This window comes from Bradyrhizobium sp. USDA 326 (assembly GCF_049739485.1).
In the GTDB taxonomy this organism is placed as follows: Bacteria; Pseudomonadota; Alphaproteobacteria; order Rhizobiales; family Xanthobacteraceae; genus Bradyrhizobium.
This window is the reverse complement of the sequence record NZ_JBMGQA010000001.1, coordinates 4,189,535-4,215,480: the sequence shown is the minus strand read 5'-3', so window position 1 is coordinate 4,215,480 and position 25,946 is coordinate 4,189,535. Positions and strand designations below refer to the sequence as shown.

25 protein-coding genes and 1 pseudogene are annotated in these 25,946 nt (G+C 63.6%); 12 read left to right on the top strand and 14 right to left on the bottom strand.

Going from position 1 to position 25,946, the window contains the following annotated elements:
- Nucleotides 1–42: 42 nt before the first annotated feature.
- On the bottom strand, nucleotides 43–3,156 hold the full coding sequence (locus tag ABIG06_RS19850; protein ID WP_370138296.1) for a LuxR C-terminal-related transcriptional regulator: 3,114 nt from the start codon (nucleotides 3,154–3,156) through the stop codon (nucleotides 43–45).
- Between the two features lie 113 nt (nucleotides 3,157–3,269).
- On the opposite strand from ABIG06_RS19850, the gene ABIG06_RS19845 reads away from it, so the two are divergent.
- Complete coding sequence (locus ABIG06_RS19845) at nucleotides 3,270–3,671, top strand: nuclear transport factor 2 family protein (protein ID WP_370138295.1); 402 nt, start codon at nucleotides 3,270–3,272, stop codon at nucleotides 3,669–3,671.
- 99 nt (nucleotides 3,672–3,770) lie between these two features.
- Here ABIG06_RS19845 and ABIG06_RS19840 read toward each other — a convergent pair.
- The 6 genes and pseudogenes from ABIG06_RS19840 to ABIG06_RS19815 form a co-directional block, all read right to left on the bottom strand.
- Nucleotides 3,771–3,860 (bottom strand): annotated as a pseudogene (locus ABIG06_RS19840) (PepSY domain-containing protein); the annotation flags it as partial.
- Nucleotides 3,861–4,195: 335 nt separating this feature from the next.
- A complete protein-coding gene (locus ABIG06_RS19835) occupies nucleotides 4,196–4,873 on the bottom strand; it encodes a hypothetical protein (RefSeq protein ID WP_370138294.1) in 678 nt (225 codons plus the stop codon).
- Nucleotides 4,874–5,210: 337 nt separating this feature from the next.
- Complete coding sequence (greA, locus tag ABIG06_RS19830; protein ID WP_370138293.1) at nucleotides 5,211–5,693, bottom strand: transcription elongation factor GreA; 483 nt, start codon at nucleotides 5,691–5,693, stop codon at nucleotides 5,211–5,213.
- A 58-nt stretch (nucleotides 5,694–5,751) separates the two neighbouring features.
- The gene (locus tag ABIG06_RS19825) at nucleotides 5,752–6,234 is read right to left on the bottom strand and encodes a hypothetical protein (protein ID WP_370138292.1); all 483 of its coding nucleotides are present in this window, start codon (nucleotides 6,232–6,234) and stop codon (nucleotides 5,752–5,754) included.
- Nucleotides 6,235–6,435: 201 nt separating this feature from the next.
- Nucleotides 6,436–6,774: a hypothetical protein gene (locus ABIG06_RS19820; protein WP_370138291.1), complete on the bottom strand. Its 339-nt coding sequence runs from the start codon at nucleotides 6,772–6,774 to the stop codon at nucleotides 6,436–6,438.
- A gap of 38 nt (nucleotides 6,775–6,812) precedes the next feature.
- Nucleotides 6,813–6,962: a hypothetical protein gene (locus ABIG06_RS19815; RefSeq protein WP_158626738.1), complete on the bottom strand. Its 150-nt coding sequence runs from the start codon at nucleotides 6,960–6,962 to the stop codon at nucleotides 6,813–6,815.
- A 75-nt stretch (nucleotides 6,963–7,037) separates the two neighbouring features.
- Between ABIG06_RS19815 and ABIG06_RS19810 the strand changes: the two genes are divergently transcribed.
- A complete protein-coding gene (locus ABIG06_RS19810; protein ID WP_124160576.1) occupies nucleotides 7,038–7,271 on the top strand; it encodes a DUF3551 domain-containing protein in 234 nt (77 codons plus the stop codon).
- Between the two features lie 255 nt (nucleotides 7,272–7,526).
- On the top strand, nucleotides 7,527–8,474 hold the full coding sequence (locus ABIG06_RS19805; protein ID WP_370138290.1) for a hypothetical protein: 948 nt from the start codon (nucleotides 7,527–7,529) through the stop codon (nucleotides 8,472–8,474).
- A 63-nt stretch (nucleotides 8,475–8,537) separates the two neighbouring features.
- On the opposite strand, the gene ABIG06_RS19800 is transcribed toward ABIG06_RS19805, so the two are convergent.
- Together ABIG06_RS19800 and ABIG06_RS19795 are read right to left on the bottom strand one after the other, a co-directional pair.
- Nucleotides 8,538–9,056, bottom strand: coding sequence for a hypothetical protein (locus ABIG06_RS19800; protein WP_370138289.1), 519 nt, complete (start codon nucleotides 9,054–9,056; stop codon nucleotides 8,538–8,540).
- A 183-nt stretch (nucleotides 9,057–9,239) separates the two neighbouring features.
- Nucleotides 9,240–10,787 (bottom strand): acetolactate synthase large subunit, encoded by a 1,548-nt coding sequence (locus ABIG06_RS19795; RefSeq protein WP_370138288.1) that lies wholly within the window; start codon nucleotides 10,785–10,787, stop codon nucleotides 9,240–9,242.
- Between the two features lie 263 nt (nucleotides 10,788–11,050).
- On the opposite strand from ABIG06_RS19795, the gene ABIG06_RS19790 reads away from it, so the two are divergent.
- Both ABIG06_RS19790 and ABIG06_RS19785 read left to right on the top strand, forming a co-directional pair.
- Entirely contained in the window at nucleotides 11,051–11,629 is a 579-nt protein-coding gene (locus ABIG06_RS19790; RefSeq protein ID WP_061878977.1) for a L,D-transpeptidase, read from the top strand.
- A gap of 84 nt (nucleotides 11,630–11,713) precedes the next feature.
- Nucleotides 11,714–12,529 carry a DUF2927 domain-containing protein gene (locus tag ABIG06_RS19785; RefSeq protein WP_370138287.1) on the top strand — a complete coding sequence of 272 codons (816 nt, stop codon included), beginning with the start codon at nucleotides 11,714–11,716 and terminating at the stop codon, nucleotides 12,527–12,529.
- 49 nt (nucleotides 12,530–12,578) lie between these two features.
- Here the strand turns inward: ABIG06_RS19785 and ABIG06_RS19780 are convergent, their stop codons facing one another.
- Nucleotides 12,579–13,706: a threonine synthase gene (locus tag ABIG06_RS19780; RefSeq protein WP_370138285.1), complete on the bottom strand. Its 1,128-nt coding sequence runs from the start codon at nucleotides 13,704–13,706 to the stop codon at nucleotides 12,579–12,581.
- A 383-nt stretch (nucleotides 13,707–14,089) separates the two neighbouring features.
- Between ABIG06_RS19780 and ABIG06_RS19775 the strand changes: the two genes are divergently transcribed.
- The 4 genes from ABIG06_RS19775 to ABIG06_RS19760 all read left to right on the top strand — a co-directional run bounded on the left by ABIG06_RS19775 (nucleotide 14,090) and on the right by ABIG06_RS19760 (nucleotide 17,646).
- Entirely contained in the window at nucleotides 14,090–15,346 is a 1,257-nt protein-coding gene (locus tag ABIG06_RS19775; RefSeq protein WP_124160569.1) for a GTP cyclohydrolase II, read from the top strand.
- A 7-nt stretch (nucleotides 15,347–15,353) separates the two neighbouring features.
- Nucleotides 15,354–16,592 carry a URC4/urg3 family protein gene (locus tag ABIG06_RS19770; RefSeq protein ID WP_370138284.1) on the top strand — a complete coding sequence of 413 codons (1,239 nt, stop codon included), beginning with the start codon at nucleotides 15,354–15,356 and terminating at the stop codon, nucleotides 16,590–16,592.
- Between the two features lie 133 nt (nucleotides 16,593–16,725).
- Entirely contained in the window at nucleotides 16,726–17,355 is a 630-nt protein-coding gene (gene upp / locus ABIG06_RS19765; protein WP_124160567.1) for a uracil phosphoribosyltransferase, read from the top strand.
- A gap of 78 nt (nucleotides 17,356–17,433) precedes the next feature.
- A complete protein-coding gene (locus ABIG06_RS19760; protein WP_124160566.1) occupies nucleotides 17,434–17,646 on the top strand; it encodes a hypothetical protein in 213 nt (70 codons plus the stop codon).
- Nucleotides 17,647–17,649: 3 nt separating this feature from the next.
- Here ABIG06_RS19760 and ABIG06_RS19755 read toward each other — a convergent pair whose 3' ends face one another.
- The 3 genes from ABIG06_RS19755 to ABIG06_RS19745 form a co-directional block, all read right to left on the bottom strand.
- The gene (locus tag ABIG06_RS19755; protein ID WP_124160565.1) at nucleotides 17,650–18,141 is read right to left on the bottom strand and encodes a DUF305 domain-containing protein; all 492 of its coding nucleotides are present in this window, start codon (nucleotides 18,139–18,141) and stop codon (nucleotides 17,650–17,652) included.
- A gap of 61 nt (nucleotides 18,142–18,202) precedes the next feature.
- Nucleotides 18,203–19,312 carry a M48 family metallopeptidase gene (locus ABIG06_RS19750; protein WP_124160564.1) on the bottom strand — a complete coding sequence of 370 codons (1,110 nt, stop codon included), beginning with the start codon at nucleotides 19,310–19,312 and terminating at the stop codon, nucleotides 18,203–18,205.
- A 3-nt stretch (nucleotides 19,313–19,315) separates the two neighbouring features.
- A complete protein-coding gene (locus ABIG06_RS19745) occupies nucleotides 19,316–20,461 on the bottom strand; it encodes a DUF898 family protein (protein ID WP_199751524.1) in 1,146 nt (381 codons plus the stop codon).
- 309 nt (nucleotides 20,462–20,770) lie between these two features.
- Between ABIG06_RS19745 and ABIG06_RS19740 the strand changes: the two genes are divergently transcribed.
- Nucleotides 20,771–22,036 carry a cytochrome P450 gene (locus ABIG06_RS19740; RefSeq protein WP_124160562.1) on the top strand — a complete coding sequence of 422 codons (1,266 nt, stop codon included), beginning with the start codon at nucleotides 20,771–20,773 and terminating at the stop codon, nucleotides 22,034–22,036.
- 191 nt (nucleotides 22,037–22,227) lie between these two features.
- Nucleotides 22,228–23,502, top strand: coding sequence for a cytochrome P450 (locus ABIG06_RS19735; protein WP_370138282.1), 1,275 nt, complete (start codon nucleotides 22,228–22,230; stop codon nucleotides 23,500–23,502).
- 219 nt (nucleotides 23,503–23,721) lie between these two features.
- Here the strand turns inward: ABIG06_RS19735 and ABIG06_RS19730 are convergent, their stop codons facing one another.
- A complete protein-coding gene (locus ABIG06_RS19730; RefSeq protein ID WP_028179159.1) occupies nucleotides 23,722–24,642 on the bottom strand; it encodes a LysR substrate-binding domain-containing protein in 921 nt (306 codons plus the stop codon).
- 125 nt (nucleotides 24,643–24,767) lie between these two features.
- On the opposite strand from ABIG06_RS19730, the gene ABIG06_RS19725 reads away from it, so the two are divergent.
- Nucleotides 24,768–25,937: an acyl-CoA dehydrogenase family protein gene (locus tag ABIG06_RS19725; RefSeq protein WP_370138281.1), complete on the top strand. Its 1,170-nt coding sequence runs from the start codon at nucleotides 24,768–24,770 to the stop codon at nucleotides 25,935–25,937.
- The last annotated feature ends 9 nt before the right edge of the window (nucleotides 25,938–25,946 follow it).

Here is a 25,946-nt window from a genome sequence, read left to right as displayed (position 1 = left end):
CCTGAGCAGGATGCCGCTGTCAGCCAATGACCATGCAACACTTCAAATCAGCAAGTCATGAGGCGTAGGTGCAATGGCATGATGCGGATCATTATTGCCGTGGTTGGCCGCGTGTTCGTCGAACGCACTGGGGATCGTCTTGACGACGATATCGATATCCGCATCGTGAGCGGGCGGAACGTGCGGATTATCGAGCTCTTTTGGCTCAACTGTCGCGACGAGAGTGGAAGGAGTTGCCACGGTATGGAAGCGGAACACCAGTTCTTGATCCGCGCCGCCATTCTCAGGCGCAGCTTTGGCCGGCTGTACGGTCTCTGATGCGATTGCAGCAGATGGCGCAACCTGCTGCGAGTTTCCGTGTCCGGTGTCAACGCCGACTTTGACGCTCGCTTCGACAATTTCGGCACCTTCCGCTGCGATTGCAGAGGTTGAGGGTAAATCGTGCCGCGAATTGCCGTGTTCCACGACGGCCGGTTCTGCCGTCTTCACTGCCGCTGACGTGCTCGCAGCGTCCGGAGCCGGAGCGCGATGCTCAGTGCCATTGCCGACACCATGTCCGGGTACGAAGTCAGATTCAGCCAGCTCCGTGGTTGCCGCCTTTGCAGACCCTGTCTCCGAAGCGTGCTGCGAGCCGGCCGTTGCGTCGCCCGGTTCGACGACCTCGTCTGCTCCCGGCGCTTTTGCAGAGCTTGAGTGGCCCGGATTGCCGTGCGCCACGCCGCCTGGTTCTGCCGACTTCGTAGCGCCTGGCGAACCGTCCGAAGCCGGGGAATGAAGCTCATTGTCGTGGCCGCCGCCGTTGCCCGGTATGGACTTCGCTTCAGCCATCTCCGCGGCCGCCGCCTTTGCAGACCCTTTCTCCGAAGCGTGCTGCGAGTTACCGTGGTCCGCGCTGCCGGCCGTTGCGACGCCCGGTTCGACGATCTCGTTCTGCCTGGTCAACCAACTGCTGGTGTTCGCATTGATCGGCTCACTGTTCGACTTGAGATTTTCAACTGCCGGAACCATCGCGCTATGACCGAGCTCGAATGATGATCCGTGGGCCGATACACCAGACGCACCGGCGTTCTCTTCCGTTGCATCCGCCGAATCGCTCGTGAAGGTCTTGAACCTCACGGACGCCCCCAAGTCGGTCCGAATCTGCCTGAATTGGAAGCTCAAGCCGTCGTCGGCCAGAACGCTCCAAACTCCCGCCGTCCCACATGTGCTGTCGCTCGTCTCGACAATGGCATGGGTGTCATCCGTACTCAGAGCGGTCTCATGGATTGCGGCCGCCGACATCAGCAGTTCTTCGAGCTTATCCAAGGTGGCCGCGACAACCACGCCTTCCTGCTGGTAAACGGAATCCGACTCCGCAATGGATACGATCCCCTGCAGATGAATTTCCAGCAGGCGGCGATCTCCGATATCGAGGATACGATCGGTCGGATTCACATAGACGATCGTTTCATTGCTGGCGGCGTTGTAGACCCAGGCAAGGGTATGTGGCGGTATGGACTTGCTTGCTGCTGCCATATGCAGCCAAGCAAGCCCTCCGAAAGCCGCTAGATTGATCCTGCTCGGCCCGGATGCGAAATCGAAGACAGAGTCGGAGGCGGTAAACTCGGAATCGATCGGGACGCGGTAAACAGCGTTTTCAACGTTGCCACCCATCAGCTGATCGCGGCTATATCCGCCCATACCGGCATCGTGGCCAAAATCCAATAAGCCAGGAGGTTTTTGGAGGTTGTCATTCGCGGCGCCTGGGGCCATTTCGCCGCGCGCGTCTTCTCGAGCGACGCCCTCGTTTCCAGTGGCCACGACGGCGGAAGGCAGGCTGAAATCGTGCGAAGGCAAACCCGGGGCTGAGTTGTCTCCACCATTGGCGTGCTCACGGGTGACCGCGGCCACTCTCGTGGTCGCATGCTCTCCGGTGAGGGCCAGGAAGCTGTCGATCGACGCTTGACCCCGGTCATGCGATTGCACGGAGAGATGGGGGTCGTGCAGTGCGTAGATCAACGCACCGGCGAGAGTGGCGAAGGTGCCATACTCTCCCTGCATCAACATCGGATGGGAGGTAAGCCTCGGGAATTGGTGTTCCTGAGCCGGGTCACCTTCAATCCGGGTGTCGCTGGGTCCTCGCGATAGAGGCGCGCTCGATCCAATAGGACTGTTGTCTTTCCACGATTTCGTGCCGACAGATTGCTCGGCCGTGCGCTGCGCTTCCATTGCCGCCGGATTCGGGACGTGGCTCACCTTGGCAACGGAGCCTCTTTGGGTGAGCGGAGGCGGCTCGGCGAATTCCCAGACGATGAGGTGCCGGAGAATGGCTTTTTTCCACGGCTCATAGTCGGCGTGCTCTCCCACGTGGCCGATGCCGTCGTCATCCGGAAGTATGTCGTTCGCTTCCGACGCCTTAAGTTCGTCCGCAATGGCGATCGCCAGAAAGGCCAGCGCGAGCGTGCCGGAGCCGGAGGGCCCTCGCAGCAACGCGAGGGTAGCGAGCACAGTCCTGTTGGTGATCTCGAGCTTCTGGAAGATATTGTGGAGGTGTACCTTGACCGTCCCCGGGGAAACGTCTAGCTGGCGCGCGATCTCCTTGTTCGACATTCCCTCTGACACCAGTCGTGCGATCTGATGCTCCCGGGGCGTCAATAGCTCCAGCATCTTTTCGATTTTGCCGCCGCCGTCAGCTTCCTTGCCGGTTGGACAGAGATCGGACTGCTCCAAGCCTACACTGCGTTTCGTCATCAGTCGCAGTGATCGCAGCATGGTGTCGGGGGAGGCATATTTCGAGATTGCGCTGCACGCGCCAGCAGCAATCGCTGCGGTTAGATGGTGGTCGGATTCGGACTCGGTAAAGAACACCAAGCGCGTGGAAAGATCCTCGGCTTTCGCAATCGCGAGGAACTCGGATACCGTCAGATCCGGCAGCGTCTCGGCAAGTAGCGCGACGTCGGGCGTCAAATTCCGGATTGCTTCGAGGCAGCTTGTCCCATCGCTGCATGCTGCGACAACGTCGAAGTCCTGCTGCGCCCCGAGTACCGATTTCAGTCCGTGGAGAACGATCGGCTGTCGATCTACGATCACGAGCCGGATGCGCGCGGATGTCCCCTGCTTTGCAGACACATCTAACATGGACTCTGCCTCGGCCCGGCCGCCTATGCGCTTCGGCATATGGCTGACGCCCGGTGAGATACTAAAATACAACTAACCGTGCGAAGAAAGTGACTTAGCGCGGTCAACCCGACCTGGAATCGCAAGTTTTTGACGGCTTTTAGGTGAGAAGAATGTCATTTGACCCGATGGCCGTTGCGATTGACTGGCTCGACGCCTACCGCGCGGGCGATATCGAAGCGATCCTGGAAATGTATGCCGAAGATGCCGTGGTTCACTGCAGCTGCGGCGGCGTCAAAACCATTACGAGCCGCGAGGCACTTCGCGCCTATTGGGTCGACCGCCTCCAAGACTATCCGGCAGGCCAGTTGGACAATCTCAATCCTTCGCACGAGGGAGCCATTATCTCCTACATTACCAGTACCGGTGTCATGAGTGCGCTTTTCACGTTTGATGCCGCCGGGAGGATCAAGGAACTGAACTGCAGCCCTTGCACTAAGGGCGCGATGCTGCGGCAAGCCGGCAACCTGCCTCGTATGATCCCGGGGCTCAGTCGTCCGGCTTTTCGCGCGTGATGACGCTCGTCCTAGGATCGGCATGGAATTCCGTCTTTGCCCGTTCTTGATGCCTTCGCCCTCCCACCGGCCGTCGTCGACTTCAAGCTTGGTGACCTGCGAATAGCCGGACTCCATAACTTTGGCCTTCACCTGCTCCATCGGTACCCAGTCAGGCCCGGGTTGATCTGCTCTCGCAGCCGAACCCATGGCGAGGGAACCGAGAACCAGAATTTGTGGCAAGCTTCATCACGAGCCTGCTTCGATATGGAGCCTCAACGGGCACGCCGAACTGAAGTTCCTCGGTCAAGCGCACGACATTGCGTCGATACATCGCAAACCAAGTGATCGTGGCAATGGGCGATCCGGCAATTTGCGAAATGCTTCGAGCTTGCGAATGCGCATCATCGCCGATTTCGTCTGGAACACCCGCTTGCGCAGGGATCGGAGCCAAGAGGTCTAATCGGGCATCGAGCAACGACGGTCCATTCTCGCGTCTTGCCCGTCGTTCGAGCCTCACTTTCCGGCAATCGACAAATTCTCGCTTAAATGGCCCGCTCCGCCCGCCAGGCCGCGTAAAGACCGACGAGAGTCCCGATAGAAACCAGCCCTGCCGCCAGCAGCAGCTGCAATTGTCCATCATCGGTCGGGCCTACGGACGACACGAGGCGGGTCACGATGACGAACAGCACTCCGACGGAGGTTGCTGCACCCAGGCAAAGATGGGCGAGCTCTCGCGTCAGGTTTCCGCCGAGAAGTCCGAGTGCCGTGAAATACATCGAGCAGGCGTTGGGATGAACGAACAGGGCGACGCGCGCGTAGGGACCGTAGGCATGAAGAAGGGACTCACATCGACGCAGCGCCGCTTTCGAGGCAACCCGCTGCAAGAGCGGCCTGAAAAAGCGAGCCTGTCCGTAACTCAGAACGGCACCGACGATGATGGCCAGCCACGCCACGGTGAAAACGGAGACATCCGCGGACTTCGGATTGAGCGCCACGGACATCAGGATGAGGGCGGTCCCCGGAAAATAGCCGAAATATGGAAAGACCGACTCCAGGAGCACGCAGACGAACATGAAGACCAGAAACCATGACGAGCCGGTCGCACCCTGGACGATGGCGTTCAAGTCGAAGAGGTTCGTCCTGTACAGGACGAGGTACATGCACATGGCTAGTGCAGCCAGCGCGTAAAATGGTACCGCTCCCGCCAGAAAACGTCTCATCCAACCAACGCGCTTTGTTTGACGGACACAGCGGCGACCATCGGTATCGACAGAAGACAACCGAAATGTCTCGCAAGCCGAATTCCGGCACGGCTGCCGGGGCTCTGCCTTCTTCGTGCTTCAGGTACCATGGTCTCCGTTCCGGACAGCTCTGGCGCGATGGACATCAAGGTGGATCGACTTCGCGCCTCAGCTCCCTGTTGGCGCATGATATTTCCGGAGAACCGTTTTGCATTTTGCGCGACCGCGGTTCTTGTCCGGCTCATGCTTTAGGCGAATGAGATTGCTCCTGTCGAGCACCCTTTGCTCATGCAATCCCCGCCTCACCCGAGCGCGCCTACGCAATCGACAGAATCTCGATCTCCTGGCTGCCCGAACCGACGACGTCTCCGACCGCCTTTCCCATCAGAGACCTCGCCACCGGCGAGACGAACGAGATCGAGCCGGCTTTTGGATCGGCTTCATCCTCGCCGACGATGCAGTAGGTCTGCACGCGGCCATCGTTGCGGCTGAACGTTACCGTGCTGCCGAAGGCCACGACGTCGGTCGCGGTCGGATCAGGCATGACCTGTGCCGTCCGCAGCCTTTCGGTGAGATAGCGGACGTCGCGCAAGGGCACGGCCGACTGCCGGCGCTTCTCGTTGACGTCATCGATGCGTTGCGCGGCTTCGTAGGCCTCGCGCGCTTCGGCAAGCTGCGCCTGCAACGCCTTGTAGCCTGCTTGCGTCACGAGGTTCGCATGCGGCGAGATCGGACGATCCGGCAACAGCGTCTCGGACGCGGTTTCGGCACTCTCTTCCTTGGTAAAGGCGACGCTCAAGTGAAGATCCTGTCGGGCTTTTCGGAAGACGACGCCGCGCGCCGCCGATTGCACTGAACTATATATCAAGTTCGACGAAACGGCGCAGCTTGAAGACAAGGTCCGGCATGGCCTGGCGGAACCGCGTTGCATTCTGGAACGTGGTCGAGAACGGCGCGAAGGTGAGCATGGCGTTCCAGTTCCGGTAGCCGTAGACCGTAACCGAGACGCCAGAACTCGGGAAATTCTCCAGCTTGCGCAGCTCGCCGAGCACGAGATCGGCGATCGCCTCGGCCGGCAGCAGGCGCTTGCCGTCCCGCGTGGTTGCGATTTGCGCGGGCGGCTCGACCGGCTTCGTGGCAGCCGGCGTGTCATCGGCCGCGCTCTCGGCGTTGGCCGCTACAGGAGCGGAGCTGGACTCGACCGGCTCCGATCCATCCGCCGGCACAGTCGGCGGAACATCGGCGATCGGCAGCGGCGCAAGACTGTCTGCACGCCTGTTGCCTCCCAGGATGCCGCTGATCATCGCCACAAGACCAGCGTCCTTCACCTCGTCATTCATCGCTCCCCCCGGGGCCTCAGCCTACTCTAGCACTGCTCCCGCAGACCGCCACCGGCGACGTGGGGCCGGAAGTCGCCCGGCCAAAACCGCATCACCAAGACCGCATCACCAAGACGGTATTATCAAGGCCGTATTTCAATTGCGCCTCGGGATGACGCCGGCGGCATGACGGTCGATCGCGTCACGCCGCTGTGCGATCCGCTACCGCTTGTCGAACGGAATATACTGCTGGTACTGCTTCGGCACCGAGCTGCGGTAGCGCGCCGGCACGGTGCCGGTGTCGATCGAATGATCGATCTCCTGCCGCCGGGTCATCTTCTTCTTCGCAGGCTTCTTCGACGCGCTCTTCTTGGCGTCGGTCGGCTGGCTCGAGCTGTCGGCGGTGGCGCCTGGCGCTGTCGTCGTCGCGGCCGGCGCAGCATTTGTCGCGGGAGGCGTAGCGGTTCCGCCGGCGGCCGGGGCAGTCTGCGCCAGCGCAAGCGGCGTCTGCATCACGAGCAGCAGCGCGGCCGTCGCAGCCAGCAAATATGAATTCTGCATCAGAACCTCCAAAATGCCTGATCCAAATAAGGGCAAGCCTAGCCCCGCGGGATCGAGGCGTGCAAGTTCGTCGAATAGCTCGGAACCCGCGCGCGAACTGTGGTGGAGATCACATTGCCCGGCACCGGCTGCGTCAGGATGTATCTCACCTCGAACGCATCCGGCGTCGCGGACACCAATATAGGCATGACCGTGTATCAGACAGTCCAGCGGGAACGCCAAGGCACGGCCGTTCCTTCCCCATGCTTGAAAGGAAAATTGAAATGCGTCGCACCATCCTCACGCTTGCATCGTTCGCGACCTTGATCGCCGCGTCATTGTCGACGGCACCGGCCCAGGCCGCAAACGACAGATATTGCCTGCAAGGCCGCCACTGGGGTTACCCCGGCAACTGCCAGTTCGCCAGCTACCAGCAATGTGCCGCCACGGCCTCCGGCACGTCGGCCTATTGCGGCATCAACCCGCGCTACGCCTACTCGCAGCCGTATCATTACTGAAGGGCGGCGGCTGAAGACATGGCGGCGTGCGTGATAGCGCACGCCGCGCGGTGGGCTGCGATCAACCTCTCGACCGTCGCGCGCGCAGCGACATCGGCGCCGGGCTCTCGCGTGCGGTGCCAAGTTATCACAACCGTCCTAAATCCGCTGCGCGGGCGAGGTGGCGGATTGCTCCCTTCGCAGCAAATCACCACAATCCGACGCAAGGTTTCACTCCGATTCGCAGGATATCCGGACAAGCAGGCTGAGCACGTCGTGCACAAGGCAGCATTCATCGCATCCGGCCTCTTCATGCTCGTCACTCCGGCAATCGCCGCCGATCTGCCGATCAAGGCTGTCAGGGCTCCCGAGCCGCTCAATCTCTGGCAGGTCGAGGTCGGTGCGCGGTACTGGTACAGTATCGGCCGCACCGCCTACGACTTGCACACCAGCGGCTCGCGATCTTCACCGGTCATCTCACGGCTCGACTATCACAACATGAGCACGCATTCGGGGGAGGTTTTCTTCCGGGTCGACAGCCCCATGAAGTTCTTCGTGAAGGGCTACGGGGGATTTGGAGGCATCACCGGCGGCACCATGAACGACGAGGATTTTCCTCCGTTCTTCAACGGGCCGTACACAAAGACGGAGAGCCAGACCCGCGGTTTTCTGGGCTACGCCAATCTCGATATCGGCTACTCCTTTTACGAGTCCCACCCGGTCAATGCGGAGCCGCGCCTTCGTCTGGGTGCCTTTGTCGGCTACCATTACCGCGGCGAACTGGCCGATGCATGGGGTTGCCGACAGACCGTGTCTGGCGGTCAGATCTGCGAAGGTGCCGGCGTCCTCGCCGGCAACGTCAGGGTCATCACCGAGCGAGACATCCTGCACACCGTACGCGCCGGCGCCGTTGCCGATCTCTGGTTTACGCCGGCGCTCAAGCTGACCGTCGATGCCGCCTACACCTATTCCGACGTGAGAGCTTTCGACACGCACTACTTCACCTTCGGCACCGAGCCCTCGCGCGGCTACGGCCATGGCTTCCAGCTCGAGACGGTCATGTCCTACGCTGTCACGCCCAACGCGAATGTCGGAATCGGCGCCCGATACTGGCACACCGGAATCAACGACTTCACCGAACCTGCGAGCGGAGCAGCGGGGCAGGCGCAGACCTATCAGGTCGACCGATACGGCACCTTCGTCCAGAGCAGCTTCAAGTTCTGAGCGAGGAAATTCGGGCCCGAACCCAACAGGGACCTCGAGGCTGCGTTCCGCTCGCCGGCGCCCTCACGAGGTCCCGGCAAGACCGGCGTCATTCAGCCGCTTGGCAAACCACGCCGCCAATGCCCGGTCGGGCTCGCCGCCGAAATAGACGTCCGACAACGTGACTCCGGTTCTATCCAGCACCAGCAGCACGCCGATCGTGTAGGCGAACCAGACATTCGGATCGGTGACCGCCCGCAGCTTGTGCTCGTCATGCTCCAGCGGCGTATGATTGCTGGCCTTGCGGATCTCGACCGCGAGCAGGTTGTTCGGGATCTCGCGCTGATGCACGACGACATCGGGGTAGATCGACTTGCCGAGATGATCGTCGGTCGAGATGATGGTGCCGTGCGGCAGGTGCAGCGTGCGCTCGCCGAGCCGGTCGTAGTTGCAATCGACCGACCAGCCCGAAAACTGCTTTTCCAGATACACGGCGAAGCGGTGCGTGACCGCCCGCTCGCCGATGTCCTTCTCGAACAGGAAATCCTCGTGGGCGTAGAAGTCCTGGAGCGCCGCGATCACCTTGTTCAGCTCGGCCTGCATCATGCCTCCCGACCAACTCGTGTGCACGCCACATTCTCGGTGTCGGGACCCATACCGCGAGGTCTATCGAGTACGCGCGGTGCGCGTACCGGACCCCGAGTCTTCGCCAAACCTCTCCCTGGGGTTATGGGTCCCGGCGAACGCCGGGACGACATGGAGAGAGAGCCTGGCCAACCAACGCTCCTACATCTGGACTTCGATCAGTCGGGGCCCGGGCTCGGCGACCGCCTCGGCCAGCGCCTTGTTGAACTCGTCGGCATTGGTGACGGCGCGGCCCGGCACGCCCATGCCCTTAGCGAGCGCGACGAAATCGAGCGTCGGACGGTCGAGCCTGAGCATGTCGTTGGCGCGCTGGCCGGGCTCGCCCGCGCCGACATTGTCGAACTCGCCGCGCAGGATCTGGTAGATGCGGTTGGCGAACACGATGGTGACGATGTCGAGGTTCTCGCGCGCCTGCGTCCACAGCGACTGGATGGTGTACATCGCGCTGCCGTCGCCGACCATGGTGATCACCTTGCGATCCGGGCAGGCGATCGCAGCACCGATCGACAGCGGCGTGGAGAAGCCGATCGAGCCGCCCATGTTCTGGAGCCAGTCGTGCGGGGCGGCCGCCGCCGTCGGCGGGAAGAAGCCGCGGCCGGTGGTCAGGGATTCGTCGACCATGATCGCGTTCTCGGGGATCGCACAGGCGATCGCCTGCGCGATCGAGGCGAAGGTGAGCGCGCCGGTCGGCTTGACCAGTTCGGCCAGAGCCTGCGGCTTGACGTCCCTGGCACTGGCCTTCACCGCGCCGGCGAGCGCCTCCAGCGCCGCGACCGAGTTCTCGCCCCAGGAGGTCATGCGATGGACCTCGCAGCCCTGCGGCTTGAGCATGCTCGGCTTGTTCGGATAGGCGAAGAAGGCCACGGGATCGTCGGATTCGACCAGCACGATGTGACGGAACTTCGCCAGCATGGGCAGGGCCTGATCGATCACATAGTGGATGCGGTCGATCGAGAAACGGCCGCGGCCGCGTGCCATCTTCGGACGGAAGGTCGGGCCCATCACCGTGCAGCCGGTCTTGCCGGCAATGCGCTCGGCAAGCGCCAGACCCTGCTCGCTCAGCGCGCTGCCGGTCATCAGGAGCAGCGTGCCCTCGCCGTCGCCGTGCAGGATCCTGGCGGCCTGCTCGACCGCCTGGGGCGAATAGCTCGCGCGCTGCTGCTCGGCCGGAACCTCGGCGATGCCGTCGGCCTCGTTCCAGGCGGTGTCGGCGGGCAGGATCAGGGTCGCGATCTGGGGCGGTGCGCTCTTGGCGGCCGCAATGGCAGCGGCACCGTCAGCGGCGACCGATTGGGCATCCGGCGAGGTGCGGACCCAGGACGACATCGGCCGGGCCAGGCCCTCGATGTCGGAGGTCAGCGGCGCGTTGTAGCCGATGTGGTAGACCGCGTGCTGGCCGACGATGTTGACGATGCCGGAATTCGCCTTCTTGGCATTGTGCAGATTGGCAAGGCCGTTGGCGAGGCCGGGGCCGAGATGCAGCAGGGTCGAAGCCGGCGTGCCCTTCATGCGGAAATAGCCGTCGGCGGCGCCCGTCACCACGCCTTCGAACAGGCCGAGCACGCAGCGCATGCCCGGCACGCGGTCGAGCGCTGCGACAAAATGCATTTCGGAAGTGCCGGGGTTGGTGAAGCAGACGTCCACCCCACCCTTGACCATCGTCCGCACCAGGCTTTCCGCACCATTCATTCCAAAGCTCCCGTAGCCGGCCATATCCAGATATCAGTCCGATCAATCATTGTTCGCGCGTCCCGTCAAAGCAATAGCCGCCATCGCCGCCCTGCCCCGCGCGACGATGCGCCGGTTTGGCTAATGGATCTCGGCAAATTGTGGTTGCCGATTTGGTAACGTCGATCGTCGAGCATGGCATCCCTCACGAGCCCGTGGCTTGCGGAATGCCTGCAAATATGGCCTGTGGCATTCATTGAATCGATTGCTTTCTGGGGGAGACAATGATCCGGTTTTTTGCCGCGCCGATCGCCGCCATCGCACTGCTGTCGGCCACGGCGGGGGGCGCGTTCGCCGAAGAGTTCGACACGCGCGACATCATGGGTGGCGGCCCGAACTTCTTCCGTTCCGGCGCAAATCCCGTTCCCCGCACCACCGTCATGTACAACGGCAACTACGCCCCCGGCACTGTCGTGGTGAACACCAGCGAGCGCCGGCTCTACCTGGTTCTCCCCAACGGCCAAGCCCTGCGCTACGGCATCGGCGTCGGCCGCGACGGCTTCCGCTGGGGCGGGGTGCACAAGATCACCGCCAAGAGGGAATGGCCGGACTGGACGCCGCCGTCGCAGATGCTGGCCCGCCGGCCCGACCTGCCGCGCCACATGAAGGGCGGCGTCGACAATCCGCTCGGCGCCCGCGCGATGTATCTGGGCTCGACGCTGTACCGCATCCACGGCTCCAACGAGCCGGAGACGATCGGCCAGGCCGTCTCCTCAGGCTGCTTCCGCATGACCAATGACGACGTCACCGACCTCTACAGCCGTGTCGCCGTCGGCACCACGGTGGTGGTGCTGAACAACTAGCCGAACAGCCGCAGCGGGAACCGGCAAAGCGCGTAGATTTGTGGACTTGTGCGCGCGGCGTGAATACGGCAGCGTCGGGCAAATATGAGCGCATTCACTCCGTCCTCGCCCGCCCTTCGCATCGCCCTGCTGGCGCTCGCCGCGCTCACATTGGTGCCTGACACCGCACTCATGGCTGCCGCGGGCGAACTGGCCGCGATCTCCTCGCGTCAGCGCGCCGAGAAGAGGAGCTTCACCGACGGCGAGATCGTCGAAGGCTTCCTGAAGACGGCATTCGGCGCCGAATATCATCTCGCCGGCCGCGTCGACCGCATCCGCAAGTTCGACGGGCCGGTGCGCGTGTTCGCCGAGAGCGAGCGCGCCGACCGCAAGACGCAGCTCGCAAAGGTCGTGGCCGACATCGGCAGGCGCGTGCAGCATCTCGACATCGCCATGATCGACACCAACGAAGCGGCGAACGTCCGGGTGAAGCTGGTGCGCGACCGCGATCTCTTCCGCACCATCACGAGCTTCTACGGCGCGGAGAAGGCGCGCGAGATCCGCACCTCGCTCGACCCGCAATGCCTGTCCGGCTTCCGCAAGAACGACAATTTCGAGATCGAGCATTCCGACGTCATCCTCACCGTGGACAACGGCGATTTCGTCTTTCTCGACTGCGCCTATGAGGAGCTCCTGCAATCGCTCGGGCCCATCAACGATACCACGAGCGTGCCGTGGACCATGTTCAACGACAACGTCTCGATGGGCTATTTCGACGTCTACGACCAGTACATTCTCAATCTGCTGTACGATCCCCGCATCAAGGCCGGCATGACGGTGGCTGAGGTCAAGGCGGTCCTGCCCGCCGTGCTCGCGGATGTGCGCGCGTGGGTGAAGCGGGTGAATGACCTGAGGGAGTGAGGTCGTACTTACCCTCCTCTGGAGGGTAAGAACGGCGCCCCGCTCCGACCTATTGCACCAGATCAGCCACAGTGGTCGCGGCCTTCAGCCCGGTGCCGGTGAGGACCGCCACCGTAGTCTCGGTCGGCTTGATCGCACCAGTGGCTGCGAGCTTGTCCAGCGCGGCCGCCGCGCTGGCGCTGGTCGGCTCGGCGAACAGGCCCTGGCGGGCGAGACGGCGCAAGGCGGCGACGATTTCGTCCTCGGTGAGCGCGACGGTGGCGCCGCCGCTCTCGCGCAGAGCTGCGATGGTCTCGCGCAGGCGCAGCGGGCTCTTGATGGCGGTGCCTTCGGCGATGGTCTTGTGCACCTCGCGCGCGACGGGCGTATCGACACCGGCCTTGAAGCTCGCATCGATCGGCGAGCAATTCAGCGGCTGCGCCGCGAACAGGCGCGGCAGCTTCGATATCTGCCCGGCCTTCAACAGCTCGCGGAAGCCGAAGGCGCACCCCAAGAGGCTGCTGCCGGCGCCGACGGGGACGATGACGTTGTCGGGTGCGCGGAAGCCGAGGTCTTCCCAGATCTCGTAGGCGAGCGATTTGGTGCCTTCGAGGAAGAACGGCTGCCAATTGTGGCTGGCATAGAAGGTCTGGCTCGACTGGCGAATGGCTTCGGCTTCCGACTCCTCGCGCGGGCCTTCGACGAGTTGCACCGTCGCGCCGTAGGCGCGGACCTGCGCGATCTTGGCCGGCGAGGTGGACGCGGGCGCGAGGATCTTCACGCGCATGCCGCCGGCGGCGCCAAGCCCTGCCATCGACGAGCCGCCATTGCCCGACGAGTCCTCCAGAATGGCATCGACACCGATCTGCCGCAGGAAGGAGAGCATCACCGAAGAGCCGCGGTCCTTGAAGCTGCCGGTCGGATTGAACCATTCGAGCTTGAAGAAGGGCCGCAGGTCACCCCAACCTTGCTGGATCAGCGGCGTGCAGCCCTCGCCAAGCGAGATCGGATCGGCGATCTCGACCGGCAATGCCGCCCGGTAGCGCCACAGCGACCGCGTCCGGCCATCGATGTCCTCGCGGGAGATGCCGGCACCGGGCGTCACCAGCAGCGGCGTACGCTCGTCCGAGCACCAGCGCGGCTGGTCCAGCGGATAGAGTTTTCCGTTGCGAGGGTCGATGTAGCTGGCGGCGGGCATTGGGGTCTCCAAGACAAGGACGATCTGCGATTGGACGAATGACACGTTTAGTCCGGGATTCGACGCTGGCCGAGCGAAAGGATAAACAACCCCTTGAAAACATGAAAAGTATAAATACTTCAATTCCTTAAGCAGATGCCGCCGGCAGAGCTGCGCGCTTTGGCCAGCGCGTGCGCCCGGCGCTGAAGGCGAACTTTGCAGGGCCGTTGATGACAGGAATTTGGTCGCAAATGGCCCTGCCGCCCGGCACGATTAACTTGTCTGTCGTCGCCGGCCGCTACAATATGTTGGATTGAGCTTGCGTCGCCGCTGTTCCTGTCAGGCAGCGCAAGCGAGCCAGGCCCGTCCCAGCGGCGGGCCGTTGGCTTTTTGGGAGCCTGGACATGAGCCGCGCCAACCGTACCGACCACATCCGCCTGACCTCCCATCCGGAGCCGGGCAGGAAGGCCGCCTTTCCGATCCATTGGGGCGCCACCGATGCGCGCGCCCGTGGGCCGATCGTCGGCACGGTGTCGCGCGCTGGAGACCGCAACGTGATCGGCAGTCATGGCGGATCCTATGCGATGTACCGCGCGCTCGCCGTCTCCGCCGGCGCGCTCGATCCCATACGGCGTCCCGATCTCACCAACACGTTTCCCGCCGCGACCATTGGGCCGTTCGAGCAATGGAGCGATCCCACAAAAATCGTGGCGCTCGATCCCTGGGGGCATCTCGTCGCCGAGAACTTCCGCCAGGAGATCGCCGAAGGCGCCGATATCCGCCCGAGCATCGCGGTGACGCGGGCGCGGCTCGACCTGCCGGAGATCCGCGAGGCGCTGGCCGCAAAGCGGCTGCGCGCCGACGGCGAGGTCGTGCATGCCAATGGCAGCGTATCCGTGGTGAAGATCGCGATCGATCCGGTGTGGCACCTGCCCGGGCTTGCCGCGCGCTTCGGCACCGGCGAGACCGAGCTGCGGCGCACACTGTTCGAGCAGACTGCCGGCATGTTCCCGGAGCTGGTGACGCGGCCGGACATGAAAGTGTTCCTGCCGCCGATCGGCGGCACCACGGTTTATCTGTTCGGCGACGTCACCAAGCTGCCTGACCATCGCACCAGGATCACCTGCCGCGTGCATGACGAGTGCAACGGCTCCGACGTGTTCGGCTCCGACATCTGCACCTGCCGTCCCTACCTGATCCACGGCATCGAGGAATCCGCGCGCGGTGCGCAGGAGGGCGGGCTCGGCCTCGTCGTCTACAACCGCAAGGAGGGCCGCGCACTCGGCGAGGTCACGAAATTCCTGGTCTACAACGCGCGCAAGCGCCAGGAGGACGGCGACGCAGCCGCGGCCTATTTCGAGCGCACCGAATGCGTCGCCGGCGTGCAGGATGCGCGCTTCCAGCAATTGATGCCGGATACGATTCATTGGCTCGGCCTCAAGCGCATCGACCGCTTCCTCTCGATGAGCGACATGAAACACGACGCGCTGACCTCGCAGGGCATCGACATCGTCGAGCGCGTGCCGATCCCGCCGGAGCTGATTCCGGCCGACGCCTATGTCGAGATCGCCGCGAAGAAGGCCGCCGGCTATTACTCGACCGACATCGCGCCGGAGCAGGACGTGAACGGCGTGGTCGGACGCTCGCTGGAAAAATACTGATCGCGTGATGTCGGACTCTTTGGAACGAGAGGCACGCTCGCTGCTCACCGCAAGCGCGGTCCGCGCGCGGGCGGGGCAGATGCTCGAGATCGGCCTCGCCGGCGGGCTCTCGCACTTCACGATCGATCTCGACCGCATGGATGGCGTCGCGGAGGCGGTGCTTGCGGTGACGCGACAAGCCTATCCGACGCTGGATGTCCCCTTCCACGCGCGGTGGAGGCACTTCGTGCTTGGCGGCGTCGACCGTTGGGCGCGGCTTGCAGACGCTGCGTCCTGGCCGGATCGCGCCGCGCGGGCGCGCGCGGAGTTCGATCTTGCGATCGTCAGCGTGCTGCTCGATGCCGGCGCAGGCGCTGCGTGGCGATACCGCGACGCCGCGACGGGCGAAGCGATCGGCCGCTCCGAGGGGCTTGCGATCGCCAGCCTCGACATGTTCGCGAGCGGTCTCCTCGCGCGCGATGCGCGTGCGCCATTCAGGGCCGATGCGGATGTGCTCGCCAAACTGCCGCTCCCCGCACTCACCTCCGCCTTTCAGGCGAGCGATGCCAATCCGCTGCTCGGCCTCGAGGGGCGCACCGATCTGCTGCAGCGTCTCGGCAAGCTGGCGACAGAGCGTGCGGAGGTGTTCGGCCTCCACGACACGCCGCGCCCGGGAGGCCTGTTCGATCACATCGCGGCGCAGGCTTTCGGCACCACCATCGCCGCGCCCGCGATCCTGTCCGCGGTGCTGAACCAGCTCGGACCGATCTGGCCCTCGCGACTCGAGCTCGCGGGCGTCCCGCTCGGCGATTGCTGGCGCCATCCCGCGATCAAGGCGGATGACGCGACCGCGGGCCTCGTGCCCTTGCACAAGCTGTCGCAATGGCTGAGCTATTCGCTGATCGAGCCGCTCCAGCGCGCCGGCTTTGATGTCACCGACATCGACGGCCTCACGGGGCTTGCCGAGTACCGCAACGGCGGGCTGTTCGTCGACCATGAGGTGCTGCGCCTGCGCGATCCCACCGATGCCGCGCGCGCGCATGCGGTGGATTCGCTGCTCGTCGTGGAGTGGCGTGCGCTGACGGTTGCATTGCTCGACAAATTGGCGGAGTGCATTCGTGCGAAGCTCGGCCGCACGCCTGAAACCTTGCCGCTTGCGAGCATTCTCGAAGGCGGCACCTGGGCGGCCGGCCGCGCGATCGCATTTGCACGCCGTCCCGATGGATCGCCGCCGCTCAAGGTGATCAGCGACGGCACCGTCTTTTAGAGAATGGATAGAGATTTTCGACCACGCGCGTCATTGCGAGCGCAGCGAAGCAATCCAGAGCCCCACCGCGGTGAGATCCTGGATTGCTTCGCTACGCTCGCAATGACAGCTCGATGAATTTCAGGAGCATCCCATGGAAGGCGTCACGATCGTCGATCATCCCCTGGTGCAGCACAAGCTGACGCTGGTGCGGGACAAGTCCATCTCGACCAAGTCGTTCCGCGAACTGATCAAGGAGATCGGCATGCTCCTGTGCTATGAGGTGACGCGCGACCTGCCGCTCGCTGACACCGTCATCGAGACGCCGCTGGCGACGATGCACTCGGCCAAGATCGCCGGCAAGAAACTCGTGTTCGTACCGATGCTGCGCGCCGGCACCACCTTCGTCGACGGCATGATGGACCTGGTGCCGACCGCGCGCGTCGCGCATATCGGGCTCTACCGTGAGCCGCACAGCTTTGCCGCTGTGGAGTACTTCTTCAAATCGCCGTCCGATCTCAGCGAGCGTCTGGCGATCGTGGTGACGCCGGTGGTCGCCACCGCCAACACCGCCGTCGCCGCCATCGACCGGCTGAAGGAGCGCGGCGCCAGGGACATCCGCCTCGCCTGCCTGATCGGCGCGCCGGAAGGCCTCGAACGGCTGCGCGGTCTGCATCCGGACGTGCCGATCTGGACGGCGGCGGTGGACGAAGGTCTCGACGAGAACGGGTTCATCCTGCCGGGACTTGGCGATGCCGGCGACCGCGCCTACGGGACGAGGTAATGCTGCGCGTCCACCCCGCACCACTTTAGGAACAGCTTGCATCGCGCGATGTTCTCCTGCTTTGCGATGGAGAGCACGATGACCTATCAGAATGACGACCGCAGGGCCGACAGAGCACGCCGCAACAGCCCGGTCGGCTGGGCGATCGGTGCGATCTTCGTGATCGCCGTGGTCGCGGCCGTCTTCTTCTACAATGGGCGCGAGGTGGGGCCACAGGCGACGTCGACCAGTCCGAACAACGCGCCGAGCGTCACCACGGGCTCGAACGCGCCGGCCACGCCGGCGAAGTAGCCGTCAGGTGGGCGGCCTTGGCGGCAGGTCCTTTGCATCTGCCGCCACCGGTTTCTCCTTCAGCTCGGCGATCAACCGCTTCATCTCGCCGATCTCCCGCACCTGTGCCGCGATGATGTCATCAGCCAGCTTGCGAACGCGGGGATCCCTGATGTGCGCGCGCTCGCTCGTGAGCACCGCGATCGAATGATGCGGAATCATCGCCTTCATATAGGCGACGTCGGTCACCGTCTGCTGGCTGCGAACGAGCCATAACGAAACGGCAAACACCACGGCGCTGGCGGCCAAAATCGCGATGTTCGCTGCACGGTTCCTGTACATGCCCCACATGAAAGCCAGCATCACGACGGCCATGACGGCGCCCATCAGCAGCGCCATCCAGGTCCGGGTCTGGCTGTACCAGACGTGCTCCAGGGCGAACGTGTTGAGATACATCAGCCCAAACATGATCAGCGTGGAGGCCGCGATCATCACGGCGAAGCGACTGTAAGACATGCGGTACATCCTGTCGTTCTCAGAGAGGATATGCCGGTCTGGTGCGATTGTTCCTTTCCGCTCACATCTTCCCGCTGCCGCAAATGCCCTTCAGTGCCTGCCACTCCTTGTCGGTCAGCAGCGGCGGGCCGCTGGGGGGACGATCCTCTTTCGTCATGCGCGCGAGGCGGTCCTCGGTCAGCGGGTGGCTGGCAAAGATCGTGGCAAGACCGGAGCCCCCCTCCTTGCCGGTGATACGAAACATCAGCTCAGCCGCGGGTTTTGGCGAGCGGCCGAGCTTGTGCATGATCTCGATAGCGAAGGTGTCGGCGCCGGTCTCGGCCTCGCGCGAATAGGACGCCTCGACCAGGCTGCGCGAGGCGAAGATCACGGCCGAGGAGCCGGTGACGTCGCCAAACAACAGGCCGATCAGGAACGAGGTGCCGCCGTTGTAGATCAGGCCGCGCATGTTGTCGTGATGCTTGAGATGGCCGAGCTCGTGGGCGAGAATGCCTGCGAGTTCGTCGGGGCTTTCGGCCTTGTCGAACAGGCCCTTCAGCACGAACACCTTGCCGCCGGGCAGCGCGAAGGCATTCGGCACCGAGGTCGGCAGCACGCCCGCCGTCATGGTGTCGTCGAGGCCGGCGGCATCGCGCAAGCGGTTGACGAGCTTCGTGAAGGCGGCCTTGCCCGCGGGGTCTTCGCAGACGCTGCGGCCGAAGATCGTTTTCATCTGCACTTCGGCGGCATCGCCGATGCGGCGCTCGACCGGCTTCGGCACCAGCGGTGCGAGACGATCGGCGGCGAGCGGCACACCAAACAGGACGACGCAGACGATGGAGACGGCGGCAGCCACCGACCAGCCGACAATCTTTGCGACACCGCGGCGCGTGGTCCGGTGCTCGTCGAGATGCATGCAGCGCGCGGTCACATCTGCCGCCAGCACTCCGTCACGGATCTCGAGCCGCGCCAGCGGCGGTGCGGACATCGCGGCCAGGCGCAGGATCCCGGGGGGACTGTCGGCACGGCGAATCTCGGCATAGGCCCAGCGAACGGGCGTCCCACCCTCTTCGCATATCTCGAGCGCATCGCCGAGCGTCAACGTAACCTGCCGCTTGCGGCTGGACACGCCGTCGAAGAAGACGGTCGGCTTGGCGGACTGCGCCGGCGCCTCGGCAAACACGTCACTCACAGCTCAAAATCCCGCAACGTCGAGTCCGTCGGCAAAGCCTTCGCCGAGCGCGCTGGCAAGCTGACCGCTGCCACGCACATCCGCCGCGGCCGCGATATCGTGCACCTCGACGGTCTCCAGCACCTTGGCCCAGAGATCGCGCTGAAGATAGACGCGCATGACGATGTTGACGGCAAGCGCGACGGCGAAATAGCCGATGACCATCATTGCCACCACCGGGATACTCTTCGCGCCATCGTCAGGCTCGAATACCCGATCGACTGGCACGCCGGTGAGCTGCACGACGAGCAAGGTACCGCCGATCATATAGGCACCGAAAACGGCCGAGAGCAGCGTCCACCAGCCGATCACCTTCCAGTACAGGCCATAGAAGGCGTCATGAGGCAGGTTCGAGGACAGGCTAACGCCGCCGATGCGGATGCCGTCGAGCCACCAGCGCCATTCGCGCGCCCTGAACTCGGCGTAGAGGAACGGTACGAGCGGAAAGATCACGAGCGCGACCGGGCTGAGCAGCCACAGCCACCAGCCGCGCTTGAAGAAGGTCCAGCCGTCGCCTTCGAAGTCGCCGGAGAGCTCGCCATAATGGGTGTGCTGCATCTTGTAGCGCTCGAGCGCAGCTGCGCGCCACGGCAGCGCCAGGCCGAGCGTCAGGACCACAAGCAAGCCCCACAGCATGGCACGGAGCGCATAGGCCCAGCCCGAACCGTCCATCCAGAACCGCACGCCGCGCCAGATCGTGCGCGTCAGTCGGTAGCGCCGCGCACGAAAAATCGCGAATTGGCCGAAGGCGTAGAAGCCGATAAACAGTGGCAATGAGGCGAAGCCCTGCCAGCGCTCGAACTCGATGCCGATCAGAAAGTAGGCGAGATAGATCGGCACCAAGATCGCGAGCGCGACCAGGAAGCCGATCAGGAGCTCCTTCGCCCGTCCGGTGTATTCGGCCGCATCGCCGTCGACCGCGGTGTGCGTCCACAGATGGCGGCGGATGTCGGTGACGAGCCAGAACCGGTAGAAACCGAAGGTGACGAGCTCCAACATGGCACCCTTGGTGACCAATTTACGGAACTCGGAACGGTTGCCGGTGAATTCGACCTGCGTGGGCGGCAGCGGCGGGGGTAAAGGTTCGGAGCCAATGGGGACCCACTGCATGTTATTCACGGCGGCAACCTCGAGATGCGGATCTGTTCCGGTCAAACTATAGATCAGAGGTTAGTCGATCCCCAAGATGGCCGGGTTCGATTAGCTCGATTCCAGTCGGTTTCTTGCACGATTCCGACTGATCGGCGTGCGGGAGGTCACGCTTGCGCGGCAGCATGAGCACCGTCCGACGCTCTCGTGAAGGTTGGATGTGGCAAAACTCTCCCTTGCTCCGACGCAGACAACCGGCTGTAATTGCAAATCAAATACCGCAGCGCAGAATTCAACGAGAACGCGCGGTTCAGGTCAGGGAGAACGGTCATGCATGGGACCATCGAGAGCGCGGCCAAGCTCGACGCACTTCGCGCGCGCGCCACGTCGCTGCCGCTGGAGCAATTCGATCCGGGCGATCCTGAACTGTTCAGGACGGATACGTTCTGGCCCTATTTCGACCGGCTGCGCCGGGAAGATCCCGTGCATTACTGCAAGGACTCGATGTTCGGGCCGTACTGGTCGGTGACGCGCTACAACGACATCATGGAGATCGAGACCAACCATGCGGTATTCTCCTCGGCCTCCGCGCTCGGCGGCATCACCATCCGCGACATCGATCCGGATTTGCGCCGCGAGAGCTTCATCTCGATGGACCCGCCGCGCCACGCGGCCCAGCGCAAGACCGTGGCGCCGATGTTCACGCCGACGCACCTAGACAATCTCGCGATCAACATCCGCAAGCGCTCGGCCGAGTGCCTGGACAACCTGCCGCGCGGCGAGGTGTTCGATTGGGTCGACAGCGTCTCGATCGAGCTGACGACACAGATGCTCGCGGTCCTGTTCGACTTCCCCTGGGAGGATCGCCGCAAGCTGACGCGCTGGTCGGACATCGCCACCACCATTCCCGGCCCCGATGGCCTCGTCGCGACCGAGGACGAGCGCATGGCCGAGCTGACGGAATGCGCGGCCTATTTCTCGCGCCTCTGGAAGGAGCGCATCGAGCAGCCGCCGAAGAGCGATCTCTTGTCGATGATGGCGCATGGTGCCGCCACGCGCGACATGGACGCCAGGAACTTCCTCGGCAATCTCATCCTTTTGATCGTCGGCGGCAATGACACCACCCGCAACACCATGTCCGGCTCGCTTCTCGCGCTGAGCCAGCATCCGGAGCAGTACCGCAAGCTGCGCGAAAACCCTGATCTGCTCGACAGCTTCGTGCCCGAGGTCATCCGCTGGCAGACGCCGCTCGCGCATATGCGGCGCACGGCGCTCTCCGACTTCGAATTCCGCGGCAAGCAGATCAAGAAGGGTGACAAGGTCGTGATGTGGTACGTCTCGGGCAACCGCGACGAGGAGGCAATCGAAAAGCCCTACGATTTCATCATCGACCGCGCCCGCCCACGCACGCATCTCTCCTTCGGCTTCGGCATCCACCGCTGCGTGGGCTTGCGGCTTGCCGAACTCCAGCTCAAGATTATTTGGGAAGAAATTCTCAAGCGTTTCGACCATATTGATGTGGTCGGCGAGCCCAGGCGGGTCTATTCGAGCTTCGTGAAGGGTCTCGAGACGTTGCCGGTGAAGATTGCGGCGTAAGTTGCAGTAAGATGGGTTCGAGGTCGCCTACAAGGAAGGTGCGCCCCCTCTCCCGCTTCCGGGAGAGGGTTGGGGAGAGGGTATCTCCACAATGGGATAATCCCCAAGAGGAGAAAACCCTCTCCCGGCGCTACGCGCCGACCTCTCCCGCAAGCGGGAGAGGTTAAGCAGAAGCACTGGAGCACGCCACGATGAACATCCAGACCCCGGTCAAGTCCGACAAGACCGAACGCATGCGCAGGGCGCGCGAGGAGGCCTATGCGACGCCGCTTTCGCAATTCCACCCCGGCGCGCCCAGGCTGTTCCAGGACGACACGCTGTGGCCGTGGTTCGAGCGGCTGCGCAAGGAAGAGCCGGTGCACTACTGCACCAACGCGCCGATCGAGCCCTACTGGTCGGTGGTGAAGTACGACGACATCATGCATGTCGACACCAATCACGGCATCTTCTCTTCGGATTCGAAGCTCGGCGGCATCTCGATCCGCGACGTGCCGGAAGGCTACGACTATCCAAGCTTCATCGCGATGGACCAGCCTCGGCATTCGGCGCAGCGCAAGACGGTGTCGCCGATGTTCACCCCTCAGCATCTGGACGAGCTGGCAAAGCTGATCCGCCAGCGCTCGCAGACCGTGCTCGACAATCTGCCGCGCAACGAGACCTTCAACTTCGTCGAGCGCGTCTCGATCGAGCTGACGACGCAGATGCTGGCGACGCTGTTCGACTTCCCGTGGGAAGAGCGGCGCAAGCTGACGCGCTGGTCCGACGTCTCGACCGCGCTGCCCAAGAGCGGCATCGTCGCATCGGCCGAGGAGCGCCGCCGCGAGATGGACGAATGCTACGCCTACATGTCGAAGCTGTGGAACGAGCGCGTCAACTCCGCGCCGCGCAACGACCTGTTGTCGCTGATGGCGCACAATGAGGCCACGCGCCACATGGACCCCGACAACCTCATGGGCAACATCATCCTGCTCATCGTCGGCGGCAACGACACCACGCGCAACACCATGACCGGCTCGGTGCTGGCGCTGAACGAGAACCCCGAGCAATACGACAAGCTCCGCGCCAATCCGGCGCTGATCGATTCCATGGTGCCGGAGGTGATCCGCTGGCAGACGCCGCTGGCCCATATGCGGCGCACCGCATTGCAGGACACCGAAATCGGCGGCAAGCACATCAAGAAGGGCGACCGCGTCGTGATGTGGTACGTCTCCGGCAATCGCGACGAGGAGATGTTCGAGAAGCCGAACGAATTCATCATCGACCGCCCGCGGCCGCGCACCCACCTCTCCTTCGGCTTCGGCATCCACCGCTGCGTCGGCATGCGCCTCGCCGAGCTGCAGCTGCGCATCGTCTGGGAGGAGATGCTGAAGCGGTTCGACCGGATCGAGGTGGTCGGCGAGCCCAAGCGGATCTATTCGAGCTTCATCAAGGGGTATGAGTCGCTGCCGGTGCGGATAGCGGCCTAAGCTCTCTCCTCCGTCATTGCGAGGAGCTCTTGCGACGAAGCAATCCAGGCCGTCACCGCGGAGGGATTTCTGGATTGCTTCGCTGCGCTCGCAATGACGAGTTCCGGGCAGATGCGAGTCTCATTCGCAGTACCCTTGGCCCGGCAATAAAATTCCGGCATGACAGGTCGCGCCAGATGCGAAGGCAAGACGGCGCCTGACTGTTCTACCACACGCCATCTAACTCAATTTGATGTCCCACACGCCTTCCTTGCGGCAGGCGGCGACTTCCTCGCGCAGGAGGGCGGTGATGGCGAGCGAGGCCGTCGAGGCCGGGCGATCGATCGGAGAGGCAAAGATGAGCTCGCGCGTCATCGGCCTGGATACGGGCGCGGTTTCAAGCCGCCCGTCCGCGACCTCGCCGTGGACCGACGAGGGCGGCAGCAGCGCGAAGCCGAGGCCCTCCTCGACAAGGCTGGTCAGCACGCGGAACGAATCCGCCTCTAACTGGACGTTGAGCTTGATCTTGCGCTGGGCCGCCGCGTGCTCGATCAGCGCACGGAGACCGTGGGAATGACTGGGCAGCACCAGGCGCTGGCGCAGCAGCCAGCCGATATCGACGCTCTTCTTGCGCGCCAGCCCACAGCCCCGCGGGCCGACCGCAACGATGTTGTCGCGCCCCAGGCTCTGCACATTGAGATGCAGATCGGCCGAGCGGCCGTAGAGAATGGCGAGATCCATCTCGCCACGATGGAGCCATTCGACGAGATGGCCGCTGTAGCTCTCGACGATGCGCAGCGAGATACCGGGAAACTTTTCGACGCAGCGCCGCGCGAAGCGCGCCGACAGCACGCAGCTGACGGTCGGAACCAGGCCGAGCACGACCTGGCCCGACGGCGGTCCCTTGGCGGACTGGATGTCGTCGCGGATCTGGTCGATCTGCCGCACGATGCCGGAGGTGCGCGCGAGCAGAAGCCGGCCGGCCTCGGTCAGCACCATGCCGCGGCCGTTGCGGGTGAACAGATCGGTGCGCAGCTCGTGTTCCAGCAGCTTGATCTGCCTGGAGAGCGCCGGCTGCGCCACGCGCAGCGTGTCGGACGCCTTGGAGAGGCTGCCGAGCTCCGCCACGCAACTGAAGGTCCTGAGCTGCCGGAAATCCATGCTTGCCAATCCTGGAAGGCTACTCCATACGCTATAGCAAATGAGCATAGGGGGCTGGCGTTGTTTTCACAACGCCAGGGGATTGGCCGGCGTTATCTTAACTGCCGCTACGAACAGGAAACGCCATGAGTCAAGAACACCATATCGAAGATCATGCCGACATTCGCGAAGCCGTCGCCAAGCTGTGCGCGCAGTTTCCCGGCGAATATTGGCGCAAGCTCGATCGCGAGATGGCCTATCCCAAGGCGTTCGTGGATGCACTGACCGAGGCCGGTTATCTGTCGGTGCTGATCCCCGAGGAATATGGCGGCGCGGGCCTGAAGCTTTCGGCGGCCGCCGCGATCCTCGAAGAGATTCAGCGCGCGGGCTGCAACGGCGGCGGCTGCCACGCCCAGATGTACACGATGGGCACGGTGCTGCGGCACGGCAATGCCGAGCAGAAGGCAAAATATCTGCCGAAGATCGCGAGCGGCGAATTGCGGCTGCAGGCGTTCGGCGTCACCGAGCCGACCAGCGGCACCGACACCTCCTCGCTGAAGACCTTCGCGCGCAAGGACGGCAACGACAGCTACATCGTCAACGGCCAGAAGATCTGGACCAGCCGCGCCGAGCATTCCGACCTGATGGTTCTGCTCGCGCGCACCACGCCGAAGGAACAGGCCAAGAAGCGCACCGACGGCCTTTCCGTGTTCATCGTCGACATGCGCGAGGCCAAGAACAACGGTCTCGAGATCCGCCCGATCCGCACCATGATGAACCACGCAACTACCGAAGTGTTCTTCACCGACATGAAGGTGCCGGCGGAGAACCTGATCGGCGAGGAAGGCAAGGGCTTCCGCTACATCCTCTCCGGCATGAATGCCGAGCGCATCCTGATCGCGGCCGAATGTGTCGGCGACGCAAAGTGGTTCATCGCCAAGGCGACGAACTACGCCAAGGAGCGCAGCGTTTTCGGCCGGCCGATCGGCCAGAACCAGGGCATCCAGTTCCCGATTGCCAAGGCCTACGCCTCGATGCGAGCGGCCGAGTTGATGGTGAAGGAAGCCACGCGCAAATACGAGGCCGGCCTCGACTGCGGCGCGGAAGCCAACATGGCCAAGATGCTTGCGGCGGACGCATCCTGGGAAGCGGCCAATGCCTGCATCCAGACCCATGGCGGCTTCGGTTTCGCCGAGGAATACGACGTCGAGCGCAAGTTCCGCGAGACGCGGCTCTATCAGGTGGCGCCAATCTCGACCAACCTGGTGCTGTCCTACGTCGCCGAGCACGTGCTCGGCATGCCGCGCTCGTACTGAGGTCGCGGC

What these genes read in the sequence shown, in the direction of transcription:
- ABIG06_RS19725 (WP_370138281.1), top strand. Translation starts at nt 24,768, where the DNA reads ATGAGTCAAGAACACCATATCGAAGATCATGCCGACATTCGCGAAGCC.
- ABIG06_RS19810 (WP_124160576.1), top strand. Translation starts at nt 7,038, where the DNA reads ATGCGTCGCACCATCCTCACGCTTGCATCGTTCGCGACCTTGATCGCC.
- upp (WP_124160567.1), top strand. Translation starts at nt 16,726, where the DNA reads ATGGAAGGCGTCACGATCGTCGATCATCCCCTGGTGCAGCACAAGCTG.
- ABIG06_RS19730 (WP_028179159.1), bottom strand. Translation starts at nt 24,642, where the DNA reads ATGGATTTCCGGCAGCTCAGGACCTTCAGTTGCGTGGCGGAGCTCGGC.
- ABIG06_RS19755 (WP_124160565.1), bottom strand. Translation starts at nt 18,141, where the DNA reads ATGTCTTACAGTCGCTTCGCCGTGATGATCGCGGCCTCCACGCTGATC.
- ABIG06_RS19820 (WP_370138291.1), bottom strand. Translation starts at nt 6,774, where the DNA reads ATGCAGAATTCATATTTGCTGGCTGCGACGGCCGCGCTGCTGCTCGTG.
- ABIG06_RS19775 (WP_124160569.1), top strand. Translation starts at nt 14,090, where the DNA reads ATGAGCCGCGCCAACCGTACCGACCACATCCGCCTGACCTCCCATCCG.
- ABIG06_RS19800 (WP_370138289.1), bottom strand. Translation starts at nt 9,056, where the DNA reads ATGCAGGCCGAGCTGAACAAGGTGATCGCGGCGCTCCAGGACTTCTAC.
- ABIG06_RS19790 (WP_061878977.1), top strand. Translation starts at nt 11,051, where the DNA reads ATGATCCGGTTTTTTGCCGCGCCGATCGCCGCCATCGCACTGCTGTCG.
- ABIG06_RS19740 (WP_124160562.1), top strand. Translation starts at nt 20,771, where the DNA reads ATGCATGGGACCATCGAGAGCGCGGCCAAGCTCGACGCACTTCGCGCG.
- ABIG06_RS19795 (WP_370138288.1), bottom strand. Translation starts at nt 10,787, where the DNA reads ATGAATGGTGCGGAAAGCCTGGTGCGGACGATGGTCAAGGGTGGGGTG.
- ABIG06_RS19745 (WP_199751524.1), bottom strand. Translation starts at nt 20,461, where the DNA reads ATGCAGTGGGTCCCCATTGGCTCCGAACCTTTACCCCCGCCGCTGCCG.
- ABIG06_RS19835 (WP_370138294.1), bottom strand. Translation starts at nt 4,873, where the DNA reads ATGAGACGTTTTCTGGCGGGAGCGGTACCATTTTACGCGCTGGCTGCA.
- ABIG06_RS19735 (WP_370138282.1), top strand. Translation starts at nt 22,228, where the DNA reads ATGAACATCCAGACCCCGGTCAAGTCCGACAAGACCGAACGCATGCGC.
- ABIG06_RS19845 (WP_370138295.1), top strand. Translation starts at nt 3,270, where the DNA reads ATGTCATTTGACCCGATGGCCGTTGCGATTGACTGGCTCGACGCCTAC.
- ABIG06_RS19785 (WP_370138287.1), top strand. Translation starts at nt 11,714, where the DNA reads ATGAGCGCATTCACTCCGTCCTCGCCCGCCCTTCGCATCGCCCTGCTG.
- ABIG06_RS19760 (WP_124160566.1), top strand. Translation starts at nt 17,434, where the DNA reads ATGACCTATCAGAATGACGACCGCAGGGCCGACAGAGCACGCCGCAAC.
- ABIG06_RS19815 (WP_158626738.1), bottom strand. Translation starts at nt 6,962, where the DNA reads ATGCCTATATTGGTGTCCGCGACGCCGGATGCGTTCGAGGTGAGATAC.
- ABIG06_RS19850 (WP_370138296.1), bottom strand. Translation starts at nt 3,156, where the DNA reads ATGCCGAAGCGCATAGGCGGCCGGGCCGAGGCAGAGTCCATGTTAGAT.
- ABIG06_RS19780 (WP_370138285.1), bottom strand. Translation starts at nt 13,706, where the DNA reads ATGCCCGCCGCCAGCTACATCGACCCTCGCAACGGAAAACTCTATCCG.
- ABIG06_RS19825 (WP_370138292.1), bottom strand. Translation starts at nt 6,234, where the DNA reads ATGAATGACGAGGTGAAGGACGCTGGTCTTGTGGCGATGATCAGCGGC.
- ABIG06_RS19770 (WP_370138284.1), top strand. Translation starts at nt 15,354, where the DNA reads ATGTCGGACTCTTTGGAACGAGAGGCACGCTCGCTGCTCACCGCAAGC.